This is a genomic window from Burkholderia sp. Bmkn7 (assembly GCF_041103175.1).
GTDB classification, from domain to species: Bacteria; Pseudomonadota; Gammaproteobacteria; order Burkholderiales; family Burkholderiaceae; genus Burkholderia; species Burkholderia cepacia.
Genome location: NZ_JBGCUH010000002.1, coordinates 3,421,269 through 3,435,650 on the forward strand (window position 1 = coordinate 3,421,269; position 14,382 = coordinate 3,435,650).

Annotated in this window: 6 protein-coding genes; 1 reads left to right on the forward strand and 5 read right to left on the reverse strand. The window is 62.9% G+C overall.

What is annotated here, in order from left to right; all coding sequences use genetic code 11:
• Positions 1-379: 379 nt before the first annotated feature.
• Positions 380-1,798, reverse strand: a complete 1,419-nt coding sequence (locus AB3K92_RS21185; protein ID WP_059524920.1) for an MFS transporter — start codon at positions 1,796-1,798, stop codon at positions 380-382.
• Positions 1,799-2,252: 454 nt separating this feature from the next.
• On the opposite strand from AB3K92_RS21185, the gene AB3K92_RS21190 reads away from it, so the two are divergent.
• Complete coding sequence (locus AB3K92_RS21190; RefSeq protein ID WP_301854826.1) at positions 2,253-4,697, forward strand: DUF3772 domain-containing protein; 2,445 nt, start codon at positions 2,253-2,255, stop codon at positions 4,695-4,697.
• Positions 4,698-4,748: 51 nt separating this feature from the next.
• On the opposite strand, the gene AB3K92_RS21195 is transcribed toward AB3K92_RS21190, so the two are convergent.
• The 4 genes from AB3K92_RS21195 to AB3K92_RS21210 all read right to left on the reverse strand — a co-directional run bounded on the left by AB3K92_RS21195 (position 4,749) and on the right by AB3K92_RS21210 (position 14,345).
• Positions 4,749-6,206, reverse strand: coding sequence for a TolC family protein (locus tag AB3K92_RS21195; protein WP_165582005.1), 1,458 nt, complete (start codon positions 6,204-6,206; stop codon positions 4,749-4,751).
• Positions 6,178-7,521: an HlyD family type I secretion periplasmic adaptor subunit gene (locus AB3K92_RS21200; RefSeq protein WP_060278028.1), complete on the reverse strand. Its 1,344-nt coding sequence runs from the start codon at positions 7,519-7,521 to the stop codon at positions 6,178-6,180. The genes AB3K92_RS21195 and AB3K92_RS21200 overlap by 29 nt, the downstream gene beginning before the upstream one ends.
• Complete coding sequence (locus AB3K92_RS21205) at positions 7,518-9,704, reverse strand: type I secretion system permease/ATPase (protein WP_219704974.1); 2,187 nt, start codon at positions 9,702-9,704, stop codon at positions 7,518-7,520. Before AB3K92_RS21205 ends, AB3K92_RS21200 begins: the two co-directional genes overlap by 4 nt.
• A gap of 102 nt (positions 9,705-9,806) precedes the next feature.
• Positions 9,807-14,345, reverse strand: coding sequence for a calcium-binding protein (locus AB3K92_RS21210; RefSeq protein ID WP_369465754.1), 4,539 nt, complete (start codon positions 14,343-14,345; stop codon positions 9,807-9,809).
• Positions 14,346-14,382: the final 37 nt, after the last annotated feature.

The following is a 14,382-nucleotide window of genomic DNA, read 5'->3' on the forward strand; positions in this document are numbered from 1 at the left end:
ACGCCTCTTCGCGGCGGAGCCGTTCGCCGATGCAACGCGTACGGTCCGATGGCGGCTAATGAGTCGTCAGGCCCTTCATTCTACGCGTCCGCGCAGGAATCTTCAGCGATACAAGCCGCAGTTTTACGGGGATTTTCGCTTCGTCACGCTTTGTTTCAACTCGTTGCCGCACGCATCTTTCGATGCATGGCAATCTCGTTGGTTGCACATTCGAGTCCGACAAAGGGCGCTGCTTTTTCGCCGCGGTGCGATGGCTTCGCCAAATCGATTCGGAAACCGGATCATTCCCGGCAAGCCGTACGCACCGGCCGCGCAGTGCGATGCCATCGCGTGGCACGCATGCAGCACGAACCGTGCGACACGCGTGCACGATCACCGGTCACTTCGAGATGGTTTCGAGCGCGATGCCCTTCGTGCGCGGCCCCATGAGCCCGATCGCGGCCATCACGATCACCATCGCGCCCGCGATGAATGCGAACACGCCGAAGGTGCCGAAGCCCTTCAGCACGGCCGCGATCACGAACGACGAGAAGATCGCCGAGAAGCGGCTCCACGAATAGACGAAGCCGACGGCCCGTGCGCGGATCGACGTCGGGAACAGCTCGGCCTGATATGCGTGGAAGCTGTACGACATGATGTTGCTGGCGAGCGTGAGGCCGATGCCGAGCACGATCAGGAATGCGCCGACCGTCGTCTGGCTGAACAGCAGCCCGCAGACGACGATCGCCGCCGCCATCGCGACGATCACCGACTTGCGCTCGAAGCGGTCGGCGATCACGAGGCCGATCAGCGGACCGACCGGTGCGGCGAGCGCGATCACGCTCGAATACATCAGGCTCGACGTGATCGTGATGCCCTGCTTGATCAGCAGCGTCGGCACCCAGTTCGCGAAGCCGTAGAAGCCGACCGTCTGGAACACGTTGAAGATCGTCATCATGATCGTGCGGTTGCGATACGGCTGCACCCACATGTCGCGGAAGCTGCCGCGCGGCGGCACGGGTTCGGCGGGCGCCGGCGGCGGCAGCGGCCGCCCGTATTCGGCTTCGACCTTCGCCTCGAGCGCACGCATGATGCGGTCGGCTTCGTCGACCCGGCCCTGCTGCGCAAGCCAGCGCGGGCTTTCCGGCAATTCGCGGCGAATCCACCAAACGAACAGCGCGCCATGCGCGCCGATCAGCACGACCCAGCGCCAGCCATCGAGGCCGAACGGCGCGTGCGGCACGAGCAGGTAGGCGAGGAACGCGACCACCGGCACCGCGACGAACCCGACCGCCTGCTCGCACGCGAATGCGCGGCCGCGGATCTGCTTCGGCACGAGTTCGGAGATGTACGTGCCGATCGTGACCATCTCGACGCCGAGGCCGAGGCCGACGACGAAGCGCCAGAAGTTCAGCCCGGCCGCGGTGTCCTGGAACGCCATCACGACGTTGGCGGCCGTGTACCACAGCAGCGACCACGTGAAGATCGCGCGGCGGCCGAAGCGGTCGGCGAGGAAGCCGCATGCGATCGTGCCGATGAAGAGCCCGGAGAACAGCGCGGCGATGAAGCTCGCGACGCCCGTGGTGCCGAACAGGCCGTGTGTCGTCGCGGACAGGATGCCGCTTTTCACGAGGCCGGGCGCGACGTAGCCGCTGTACAGCAGGTCGTAGAGCTCGAAGAAGAAGCCGAGGCTCAGCAGGACGACGAGCTTCCAGACGGTACGCGTCGGCGGCAGGCGGTCGAGGCGGGCCGAGATGGAGCCGGGGTCGACGGGAGGGGATTGGGCGGGTGCCTGCGAAAGGCTGTCCGTTGAGGCCATCTTGGGCACGTCTCCTGTTCGTGTCGTGTTGTTGTCCGGCGACCTTCGAGCCGCCGTCGGGCGAATCGCTGCATTGTACCGGCACGTCCGTCCGACGCGAGCGCACCCCGGCCCCGATATCCGGCGCGCGACGACGGGCCGGCTGCACGCCGTACGTCGAACCGATTCGGGTGCCTCACTTTTGCGCTGACCAACGTGTAACTTTCGTAACCGTCTGTCGGGTGCGGAAAACGCGCAGGAACGGCGACCCGGCGACGCATCGCGGCGGGATAGGCCCCACCGTCCGGGCCTGATGCGCCGTTTCACCCGGCCGCACGCCGCCGGAACCGCCACAAAGGGGGTACGCAATCAGTACAACCACGCGTTCCACACCCCGGTAACATGCTACCGGGCCAACCACCGGCTTCCGGGCACCTTTCGGCGCCCGGCATTGTCGGCAAATCGTAAGCATTCCATGTCCATACAACGACTATCCACGTACGCTCGCCGGATCGCGCTGATCGCGTTGCTGCAGTTCGCGGCGATCGCAACCGCGTCGGCGTTTCCGGAGGCCGCTTCCGCCCCGGGCGCAAGCGGCGTCGGCGCGCCCGTGCCCGCCATCTCGCTGAACGACGCCGTCGCGCAGCTCAAGCAGATGCAGGTCGAGCTCGACCGCATCAAGCAGCAGACGTCGACCGCGTCGAGCAGCAAGGAGCTGGACGCGCTCGACGACTCGGCGCAGGAGCTGAGCACCGACGTCGTGAAACTGCAAAGCGATCTCACGCCGCAACGCGCGCAGATTCAGGCACAGCTCGACGTGCTCGGGCCGCCGCCCGCCGAGGGCGCCGCGCCCGAAACGGCAGCCGTCGCGAAACAACGGGCCACGCTCGACGCGCGCAAGACGCAGCTCGATGCGGCGCTGAAGCAGGCCGCCGACCAGAAGACCAACCTCACGAACCTCGCCGAACAGTTCGCGAAGCTGCATCGCGGCCTGCTGAAGAACCAGCTCGCGTTCCGTTCGGGCGGCATTTTCAGCGCGCAGTTCTGGCTGCCGCTGTTCCATCTGTCGCCGGACGATACCCAGCGGCTCGGAGACTTCAACGAAGAAATCCGCGACATGCTGCGCTCGTCGTGGGTGTCCGGACAAAAGGCGATCACCGCGCTGCTGCTGATTGCCGCGATCGCAGCCTGGCTCGGCGGCCGCCGGCTCCTCGAGCGCGGGCTCGCCTGGTTCTGCGTGAACCGCCTGCCGGCCACCCGCTTGCGCCGCAGCGCGCTGGCGTTGTCCATCGCACTGTCGACCCTGCTGGCCACCGCCGTTGCCGTTCAGATCCTTTACCTCGCCGTCGCGCGCCGTTACGACCTCACGCCGGGGCTGACCGATCTGTGGGACCAGTTCGCGAAGCTCGCCGCGACCTGCGCACTGATCGCCGGGCTCGGCCGCGCACTGCTCTGCACGAAGCATCCGTCGTGGCGCCTCCCCGCGCTCGCCGATCCCGTCGCGCTCGCGATGAAGCCGTTCCCCGGCATCCTGGCCGCGCTGCTGCTCGTGTCCGGCACGCTCGAATCGATCAACCGGATCGTCGACACCAGCCTGTCGGTCACGCTGTTCGGTCGCGGCATCGTGTCGCTCGTCGTCACGCTGACGGTCGGCGCGTCGCTGTTGCGCGCCAACCGCGCGCGCGCCGCGCTCGCGGCGGCAGGCGAGGCGCCCGAACAGCGCTCGACGCTCGCCGGGCTGATCCATGCCGGCGTCACGCTCGCGATCGTCGCATCGTTGATCGCACTCCTGATCGGTTACGTCACGGTTGCACGCTTCATCACGTACGAACTCGTGTGGTTCGAGATCGTGCTGTGCACGACCTACATCCTGATCCAGCTGACGCGCGACGCGAGCGAAAGCCTGTTCTCGTCGAGCCTGTCGACGGGGCAGCAGATCAAGCACCTGTTCGCGCTCGAGGACCGCCACCTCGACCAGGCGCGCACGGTGCTGTCCGGCTTCGGAACGAGCCTGCTGATGCTGATCGCGGCCATCGCGCTGGTGACGGGCGGCTTCGGCACGACCCCGGGCGACCTGCTCGACAGCGCGGTCGCGATGATCGGCAGCCAGCGGCTGCAGAGCCTGAACATCATGCCCGACCGGATCCTGAACGCGGTAATCGGGTTCGCGATCGGCTTCTACCTGTTGCGCTCGCTGCGACGCTGGCTCGACAGCGAGTTCATGCCCGCGCTCGGCATGGATACCGGGATGCGCGTGTCGCTGATCACGCTGTTCACCAACGTCGGCTATGTACTGCTGGTGCTGATGACGCTCGGGCTGCTCGGCGTGCGGTGGAACAACCTCGCGTGGATCGTCAGCGCGTTGTCGGTGGGTATCGGCTTCGGCCTGCAGGAGATCGTGAAGAACTTCGTGTCGGGGCTGATCCTGCTGACCGAGCGCCCGGTGAAGGTCGGCGACATGGTCAGCATCGCGGGCGTCGAAGGCGACATCCGCCGCATCAACGTCCGCGCGACCGAGATCCAGCTCAGCGACCGCTCGACCGTGATCGTGCCGAACTCGCAGCTGATCTCGCAGAACGTGCGCAACGTGACGATGGGCAACAGCACGCAGGGCGTCGCGACGCTGGTGCTGACGTTCCCGCTGAACACCGATCCCGAGCAGGTGCGCGACCTGCTGCTCGACGCGTACCGCGAGCACCAGGCGATCCTCGAGAAGCCCGCGCCGTCGGTCACGTTCAGCCAGCTCACGCCGGACGGGATCACGCTGAGCGTGACGGGCTACGTGTCGAGCCCGCGGATCGCGAGTTCGACGAAGAGCGATCTGCTGTTCGAGATCCTCAAGCAGTTGCGCGCGGCGGGGATCACGCTGTCGAGCCCGCAGATGCTGGTCGTGCAGAACATGCCGGCGGCGGAGAATTGAACAAAGACGGTCGGTCGCGTACTGCTGCTCTCGCGCCGACCGTCTCCAGTACTACCGAAATGCCCACCGTCCGATGACGCCGGCGCTGGCAAACAGCCGAAGCCGTGCCGCCTCCCACTCAGCCAGCGTTCGCACCCGTTCCTGGCGGGCATCGGAAAGGGCCGCTTGTGCCGACAGCAGTTCCAGAATATCTCCTGCGCCGAACGCGTAACGATTGCGCGCCGACGTCAGCGCCGCTTCTGCGGCAGCCAGCAAGCGTGCAGACGCATCCAGGTTGCCCGCCGTCGTCTCCGCGTCGGCATGGGCCTTCAGCACGTCACGCAGAATCTGCTGCTGCGTATCGAGAAGCTGTACCTGTGCCAGTTCGCTTTGAGCCTGCGCGCCGCGAATCCGATACGTGCGAGAAAAGCCGTCAAAAAACGGAATCGTCAAAGTCAGACCGATGCTCGTCTGCGTCGCCCGCACTGACTGCAGTCCCTGATTCGGGTAACCGTTTCGCGACAGCGTACCGCTTAGATCGAGGGTCGGCATTCCGTCGGATCGCACGGCCGTGACCTTCGCTTGCGCAGCCTTCCATTTGGCCCGCGCTGCCCGGATCTCGGGGTGCGAACCTTCGGCCGTGCGAAGCCAGTCGCTTAGCTGGCGCTCCGCGTCCAGCGCAACCGGTGCGACCGCCTCTTCGACTTCGACCCGCGTGCCGACGGGCAGACCGGTCGCAAAGACCAGTTCGGCGCGGGCCCGAGCCACCTCCCCGCCAGCTCGCCGCGCAGCGAGCAATGCCTTGGCTAACGCCGTTTCCGCCTGCAATACGTCTGCTCGGGATGCTACGCCCAAGGCCAGCCGCTTGCGCGACGCACGCAGCGTCGATTCCGCCAAGGTCGCTGACTCGGTACGCGCTGCAAACGCCGCTTGAGCATTCTGGACATCGAAATAGCTTCCGATGACATCCACGACCGCCTTTTGCATCGCTGCGTCGTGGCCCGCCAACGCTGCCGTCAGCAGTTGTTGCGCCGCCGCGCCGTTTGCAGCTCGCCCGCCAAAATCGAGTAGCCGCCAGTTCAACGTCGCGTTCGACGTTCGACCGACGCCGCGCGTATTCATCGATGGTGCATCGGAATACCGGTTATAAGTCGTCAATTGGCTGATCGCCCCGTTGACGGTGGGGAGCCATGCCGATCTGGCTTCACCCACCGCAGCGGCCTGGATCTTGATCGACGCCCACGCCGCTCGAATACGGGGGTTGTGACATAGCGCAAGATCAACCGCATCACCAAGCGTCAGCGGCTTCGCCGGGCCAGTCGACGAAGCGCATACAACTGCCATGTCATCGCCCGGCAATCGCTGCCCCGCATCCAGCACCGATAGACGGGTCAGCAACGGATCGGCCAGGGCATCCGGAATCCCGCGTGTTTCGGCATTGCAGGCAATTGAAACCAACATCAGGCCGAAGATCCACGGACACACGCCATCTTTCAAGCTCCTAGCGCTCACGCAAACTCTCCCGCGCATGCTGCAGCACCGGCGACAGCACGTACTCGATCACCCGCCGCGTACCGGTTCTGATCTCGGCACTACCCGACATACCCGGCGACAGTGCGACCTCGCGACCGTCAACCAGCAGCGCCGAACGATCAAGCAGGATCCTGACCGAGTAGACAAGTCCCTTCTTGTCGTCGTCAATCGCATCGCGCGAGACATGACTCACTGTCGCCGACAACGTGCCGTATTTCGTGTACTCGAATGCATCGATCTTCACGCTGGCGGCCTGCCCTTCCTCGACGAAGCCGATATCCCGGTTGTCGACGAACGCTTCCATTTCTACCGCCCCCTCTCGCGGCACGATCTGCATCAGCGGCTGTGCGGCCGGCACCGCCGTCCCGATGGTATGGACGGCAAGCTGCTGGACGGTTCCGTCGATCGGGGCAGTCAGACGCAGCAGTTCCCCGTGTGCCTCCGCACGCCGCATGTCGCCCGACGACGCGTCAACGATACGCTGCGCATCGTTCAACGCATCCCGGGTATTCCTTCGCGTCTCTGCCACGAGAGCCGCGCGTTGGTGACGAGCATCCGCAAGCTGTCCCGCCGTATCGATGCGCTGCTGCTCTGCCTCGATCCACGCGTGCTCCGCAACGTCACGTGTCTCCATCAATCTGGCGTAATCGTCCGCACGACGCGCCGCAAGCGGAGCGGCCTGACCGTACCTGTGTATTTCGCTGTCGAGACGGTCCCGTCGCGCGACGAAATCGCGCCATTGATCCAGCAGGTGCCGCTCGGCTTCGCGCCGACGCTCGGCCGACACGCCCTCCACACTCGCCAGTCGAGGCTGTCGCCCCGTGTCGATCGCGTCGATCAACGCCCGGGCACGCTCGGCTTGCAGTACCGCATTCAGCCGGTCGCCGTCCGCCCGTTGACGTTCGGCGTCGATTACGCGCGTATCGAGATCGATCAGCGCGTCGCCAGCCTTCACGACCTGTCCGTCGCGCACGTGCAGCGCTCGCACGCTGGCAACCTCGACCGCCGCCAGCGTCTTGGTCCGGGAGGATGGAATGATCTTGCCGCCGCCGTCGACAACAATGTCGATTTTCCCGAAATACGACCAGACGATCGCCGTCGTTACGAGCAGGATGAGAATGCGCGCGACCCACCGGCCTGCCGGCGAAACAGGTGTCGCCTGGACAGACAGCGCCGCCGGCAGAAACTCGGCCTCGTTCGCATTGAATGTCGGCAGCGTCATCCGATGGCGCCGCTTCCAGCAGTGACGCCAGACATCGCGGTACCGCCCGAACAGTTCACGCCAGGCCCCTGCCTGCTGTCGCATGCTCATATCCGTCCCTCTGCTACGTCGCGACCGCCTTGTTGCAGCGAATACAGGTGTGCGTAGATTCCATTCTTCGTGCGCAGCAGTGTGTCGTGCGTGCCGCTTTCCACGATTTGCCCGCGATCCATCACGAGAATCCGGTCGGCGTCGCGTACCGCCGAGAGCCGATGCGCAATGATCAGCACCGTACGCCGCGCGCAGATGGCCCGCATGTTGGCCTGTATGACGGCTTCTGATTCGTAGTCGAGCGCGCTGGTCGCCTCGTCGAATATCAGGATGCGTGGATCGGTCATCAATGCGCGAGCAATGGCGATGCGCTGCCGCTGGCCGCCCGAGAGCCCCGTGCCATGCTCGCCGACAAGCGTGTCGTAGCCCTCCGGAAGCTCGCAGATGAACTCGTGTGCGCCGGCCAGCCTCGCTGCATCGATCACCGCGTCGATCGATGCAGTGGGTCGAGCCAGCGCGATGTTGTCGCGTACCGAACGATTGAACAGTGTGTTTTCCTGCAGAACGACGCCAATCTGCTGGCGCAGACTCGCCGTATCGATCACTGCAATATCGTGCCCGTCGACCAGCACTCGCCCGCGATCCGGCACGTAGAGCCGCTGTGCGAGCTTGGTCAGCGTGCTTTTGCCCGATCCAGAGCGGCCGACGATTCCGATGACCTCGCCCGCCGCGATCCTGACGGAGATCTGCCGGATGACATCGCTCGCATCCGGCCGGTAGCGAAACGATACCTGGTCGAATTCGATCGCGCCATCGAGACGGGGTACTCGCGTCTTTTTGGCTGCGGTTTCGGGCGCCGTGTTGAGGATATCCCCGAGGCGCCCCATCGAAATCCCTACCTGTTGAAAGTCGTTCCACAGCTGAGCGAGACGCAGTATCGGGCTGGACACCTGTCCGGCCAGCATGTTGAACGCGACGAGCTCGCCGACGGTCAACTTGCCATCGATCACCAGCGTGGCGCCCAGCCACATGATCGCCGCGGTCACCAGCTTGCTGATCAACGTCACGCCGCCGCTTGCAATCGTGGCAACGTTGGTCGCCGACAGGCCCGAACTCACATAAGCGGCCAGTTGACGGTCCCATCGGTCCGTCCAGCGCGGTTCGAGTGCCATCGCCTTGACCGTATCGATTCCGCTGATGGTTTCAACGAGGAACGACTGATTTTCGGCGCCCTTATTGAATTTTTCGTTCAGACGCCGCCGAATGATCGGCGTAAACACGACCGACAACAGCACGTAGAGCGGAATCGAAACAACGACGATCAACGTAAGCCACGCGCTGTACCAGAGCATCACCCCAAGGAAAACGAACGAAAACGCGAGGTCCATCACCAGCGTCACGGCGTTGCCGGTTAGGAACGCGCGAATGTTCTCCAGTTCGCGAATACGGGCGACAGAATCGCCGACACGGCGTGCCTGAAACCACGCCAGCGGCAACGCCAACAGATGACGGAAGAGCCGCGCTCCGAGTTCGACGTCGATCTTGCTGCTCGTATGCGCGAAGACCCATGTTCGTATCCCCGAAAGCGCCGCCTCGAACAGCGTCGCGCAAATCAGCCCCACGGCGATCACGTTCAACGTCTTCATCGCGTGATTGACGAGCACCTTGTCCATCACCACCTGGAAGAAGAGCGGCGTGGCGAGTGCAATCAACTGCAACACCAGAGAGATCGCAAGGACTTCGCCCAGCAGCTTCCGGTACGTGACGATTGCCGGAATGAACCAGCTGAAATCGAAGCGCGCCAGGGTACCCGCGATGCTGCTCTTGCTCGTGAAATAGATGAGCTCACCCGTCCAGATTTCCAGAAGACGCTCGCGCGTCAGCACGGTAGGCGCCTCACTCGGAAATTGAACAAGTGTTCGAGGCGCGCGCGTTCCGTCCCCGGCCTGATACTGCGCGACCACGAAATAGCCGCCTTCGCCTTTCATCCGTGCGACCGCGGGCAAAGGTGCCCGATCCAGTCGTTCGAGGCTCTGTTGAACGGCCCGGGCCGTCATGCCAAGTGAGCGCGCAGCTCGCAGGATGGTTTGAGTATCGAAACGACCGTAGCCGAATTCATGTCGCAACGCGGCCTCGTCGGCTGCGATGCCATGCAGGCTGGCCATCGTCAGAACGACGGCGAGACCGGAGTCGACATCCTGCGTCAGAGACGACGCTGGAGGCCGGAGAATGGAACTGTCCATGAAGGGAACACGAAGCGAGGAAGGAAATGCGATACGGCCGGCTGCAGGCCGTCCGGTCGCACGTAACGTGCAACCGGACGGATCGACCGTCGGGAATCGGAATTAACGCCAACTCGTCGCCAGCGTCGGCGCAAGCGCAGCCTGATACTCAGGGGACAGCGTGACCGACCCCGCAGCTGGCGGCGACCATACCGCCATGGCCTGTACCAGCTTCTCGACATCCGCGTTGACGAGCGTCCGCCCGTCGTCGACATGGATCTGCTCGATCTGATACCGCGAACCCAGGTACCAGTCCCGAACCGTCGCGGTATCGCTGGTGCCGAGGATACTGATCTCCAGATCGTTGCCGACATGACGGAACCACAATTGATCCGCCGATACGCCCACGCCGATGCTGATCACATCGCTGTTGCCGAGCGTTTCATCATCGTCCCGGATCGTGTCGCGGCCGGACCCGCGACCGAATCGATAGGTATCGTTGCCCAGGCCGCCGATCAGGATGTCGTTGCCGGCACCGCCATCCAGCACGTTGTTGCCCCGGTTGCCGATGATCGTATTGTCGAGTGCGTTACCCGTGCCGTCGATGTCCTCGTTCCACAGTTTCAGCGCCTCGGCCGTGTAGATCGCGTAGGCATTCGGTACGTTGGCGGCCGCCCGGAACTCCTGAAGGCTGATGTAGCGCGTCATGTCGCTGACGCGCTGGCGGCCCGAGTCGGCAATATAGAAGCCTTTGAGCTCACCGTCGGCGTCTCCATAAACCGCGCCCGTCACGGTTACGACGTGATTCACGCCGCCGCCATCGAGATAAGCGCTGTCTCCCCAAAGACGCCCGGAGTTCAGCGCCAGTATCACGCCACGGCCACTGCGGATGAGATTCGCGACCGCATGTTCGTCGTATCCGGCAAGCAGATCGTTTGCAATGCCGTAACTCTTGAGCAGTGCCTGTTGCTGAACGTAATTCGATCCGCCTCGCTGGTAGTCCGTTGCGGCAGGGGTGGTGACCGCCCATTGGTTGTCGATTGCGCGGCGGACGACGTCACCCTCGGTCGTCGGCGTACCGGTCTGCGTCAGCAAATTCGCGATCGACGTCAGCGCACATGTTCCCTGGAACGTCGGAACCGCATCGCCTTGCATGTAATCCAGCTCGTTGGCTTTCGGGTAACCGTACACGTGAACGGCCGCGCCATCGACGAGCCCTTTCTCCGGCTTGCCGAAATCCAGCAGGTTAAGGTTCTCGACGTGTTCGCCCAACGTATAGCTGATCTTGCTCTGCACCGTATCGATGCCTTCGCCAGCGAATTCGACGACGCGGTCGCCGACATTGTCGACGTAGTAGGTATCGTTGCCCTTTCCGCCGATCATCGTGTCGGCGCCGGTGACGCCATCGAGGATGTTGTCTGCGCTGTTGCCGACGATCCGGTTATCGAGCGCATTGCCCGTGCCGTTGATGTTGAAGCCCTCGACGAGTCTCAGTTCTTCAATATTGGCGTTGAGAATGTAGTTTGCGCTGCTGATTACCGTGTCGTAACCCTCGTTCGCGTATTCGAGAATCACGTCGTTGACGCTGTTCACGATATAGGTGTCGTTACCCTGGCCACCTTCCATGTGATCTGCACCGGCACCGCCGTCGAGATAGTCGTCGCCCAGACCGCCGAGCAGCGTGTCATTGCCTTCTCCACCGTAGAGATAGTCATCGTCGGTCTCGCCGGGGGCCAGCGTCCTCTTCGCCTCGTTGTCACCGGTGAAGCCCACCAGCAAGTCGTCGCCTGCGCCGCCGTACAGGATGTCGTTCCCGACCTGACCGAACAGTCGGTCGTTGCCATCGCCGCCATAAAGCTTGTCGTGGCCGTCCCCGCCTTGAATTTCATCATCGCCAGCGTCGCCGTGGAGCTGATCATTGCCGAGACCGCCGAGGATCAGGTCGTTTCCGGCCCCGCCGTAGATCGTATCGTCATCGGTTTCCCACGCTGCCAGCGACTGCTTCGCGTCATTGCTGGCCGTAAAGCCGACAAGAATATCGTCGCCGTCGCCACCCCAGATCGTGTCGTTGCCCGCGCCGCCGAAAATCTTGTCGTTACCTGCTTCTCCGGAAAGCGCGTCGTGACCGTTGCCGCCGTTCAGTTCGTCGTCGCCCGCGCCGCCAAAGAGCCGGTCGTCGCCATCGCCGCCGTCGAGGAAATCGTTGTCGTTGCCGCCATCGAGGTAGTCGTTGCCAAGACCTCCGTACAGCGCATCGTTACCGTTGCCGCCATACAGCGTATCGTTGTCGGATTCACCCCACGACAACGTTTGCTTGGCATCGTTGCTAGCAGTGAAACCGATCAGCACGTCATCGCCATCACCGCCCCAGAGCACATCGTCGCCGGCTTCGCCGAAGATGCGATCGTTACCGGCGTCGCCAACAAGCCGGTCGTTGCCTGCATCACCGTGCAGTTCGTCGTTCCCGGCGCCACCGAAGACCGTGTCGTTTCCGTCCCCGCCACTCACGAAGTCCGCCCCGTCGCCACCATCCATGTAGTCGTGGCCGACGCCACCCCACATCCGGTCGTTGCCTGCGCCGCCGTACATGATGTCGTCATCCGTTTCGCCCCACGCCAGGGTCTGCTTGCTTTCGTTCGATGCGGTAAAGCCCATCATGATGTCGTCGCCATCGCCACCGTTCATGATGTCGTTACCGACCTGGCCGAAGAGCTTGTCGTTGCCGATACCGCCGTCGAGCACGTCGTTGCCTGCGCCGCCATTGAGTTCGTCGTCGCCGTCCTCGCCGTACAGCCTGTCGTCACCGTCATAGCCGAACAGCGTGTCGTTCCCGGTGCCGCCCCACAGATTGTCGTTGCGGCTGCTGCCGCCCATCATGTCGTTGCCGTCGCCCGCGAGGAAATTGACGAGCAGCTTGCTGTCGATCCAGTGGCCATACGCTGCGTAGTAATTCGCATCGAATACGTCGTCCCCGTCGGTACCGATGAGATAGCTCCGATTGGAAGGACTGACCTTGATCTTATCGGGGCCGAAAAAGATAAAGTCTTTGCTATTGATCCAATAGAACTGCTCGTTGTCGCGCAGCCATCGATAGTTCGAGAGCGGAACGGCCGGGGCCAGATATATTCGACCGGGTTGCGATGCTTCCGAGGGTTTCCACGGCGCCCCGGCAGGTGCCGCTGCGTAGCGGTTGTTACCGCGTGTGATGATGTCATAGTCGACCGACCGAATCTCGGTGATCCCGGCTTGCGCCAGCAACCTGAATTCGCCGGCATCGCCGATACCGTCCTCGTTCGCGTCGATCCAGACTTGCAGCCCGTTCAGTTCCGCGCCGGACAATTTGCCGTCGCGGTTCGCGTCGCGCGACTGGAGCGCGCTGACGCTTACTCCCCACCGGTTCGCGTCGAGCAGGACAGGCGTCTTGTCGGCGATGGAGGCGGCTTTGTCGAATGCAGCGCTTTTGGCTTCGTAGAATGCACCGATCGGGTTGTACCAGCCGGACGGCATCGTAAAACCGTAGTCGTTTCGACCGCCGTAGGTCAGCGTGCGGGAAATGATCTGGCTCAGGTCGAGGAAACTCGTGCCGCTCAGCAGCCCGGTCGCGCGGTATCGCGACAGCAGGTTGTCGGCAAAGGCAGCATCGCGGACGTTGGACAGATCGTAGCGCTGACCGCCGTTCACGACGAAATTGCGGTCGGCAACGCCGTCGCCATTGGTGTCTTCACGGATTACGCTGGCGCCTTCGCCGAGGCGGGTTTCTTTCTTGACATAGGTAAATACGCCGTCGCCGTTCGCATCGGTTTTCGTGACCGTAACGGATTGCCCGATGTACTGGACGGTATGGCCGCCCTTTCCGTTGGGCGTGGTAATCTGGATTGAATATCCTTCCCACTGCCCTCCTACCGCGATGTACCCTGGCTCGAATCCCGGACGATAATCTTCGAGCGACAGGGTAGACATTTTTATCTCGGCACCATTGCTGTAGGTCGTGATACTCCAGTCTCCATCGGTGCGAGTGCTAGTCACGGTAACGCCGGACGACGACACTCCCATTACACGGTCGATGGTGCGCGAGACATCATCACGAAACAGCGGGCTGTTGTCAGCGGTCAGGCCGAGAACGTTCGGTGCGATATATTCCTCCCAAGCGCCTTTAGCCAAGGCCCCCAAAAACATTCCGCCCCCCACAGTGGCAACGCCCACGGCTAAACCGGAGATGGAGGCAGGTAGCAATGCAGTGACCACGGCTCCACCAACAATGCCACCCAATATTCCAACTGCGGTGTCAATTACCTCATAAGAGGACGCACTTGGATTCTTGACAACCCACAGCAATTGAACGGCAGAAATAATACCGCCCAACTGTCCTCCAATAGCACTCATCCGTTTCGCAGATGTACCAGCCTCCTGAGCAATTTCTGAGAATGAACGCATCTTGCTCAATTCGGCTCGCATAGCTTCGACTCGCGAAATTAATTGAGCATCAAGCCGACTACGATCTACAGTATCGAGCGCCTTGATCGCCCCAACACTGAGTGCATCGATATTTTTCCACATACTCCGCGCATATTCAGCGCGTGCAGCGGCGTCAGTGGATAGTTTTGCGGAATTTTCTGCGACCCCTTCCAATTGGGCGGCGATATTTTGCAAGGTCAATCTCATTCCTTCTCCAGACGCACCCAGCGCATCCCACTCATCG

What these genes read in the sequence shown, in the direction of transcription:
- AB3K92_RS21195 (WP_165582005.1), bottom strand. Translation starts at nt 6,206, where the DNA reads ATGCGCGGGAGAGTTTGCGTGAGCGCTAGGAGCTTGAAAGATGGCGTG.
- AB3K92_RS21190 (WP_301854826.1), top strand. Translation starts at nt 2,253, where the DNA reads ATGTCCATACAACGACTATCCACGTACGCTCGCCGGATCGCGCTGATC.
- AB3K92_RS21205 (WP_219704974.1), bottom strand. Translation starts at nt 9,704, where the DNA reads ATGGACAGTTCCATTCTCCGGCCTCCAGCGTCGTCTCTGACGCAGGAT.
- AB3K92_RS21200 (WP_060278028.1), bottom strand. Translation starts at nt 7,521, where the DNA reads ATGAGCATGCGACAGCAGGCAGGGGCCTGGCGTGAACTGTTCGGGCGG.
- AB3K92_RS21210 (WP_369465754.1), bottom strand. Translation starts at nt 14,345, where the DNA reads ATGAGATTGACCTTGCAAAATATCGCCGCCCAATTGGAAGGGGTCGCA.
- AB3K92_RS21185 (WP_059524920.1), bottom strand. Translation starts at nt 1,798, where the DNA reads ATGGCCTCAACGGACAGCCTTTCGCAGGCACCCGCCCAATCCCCTCCC.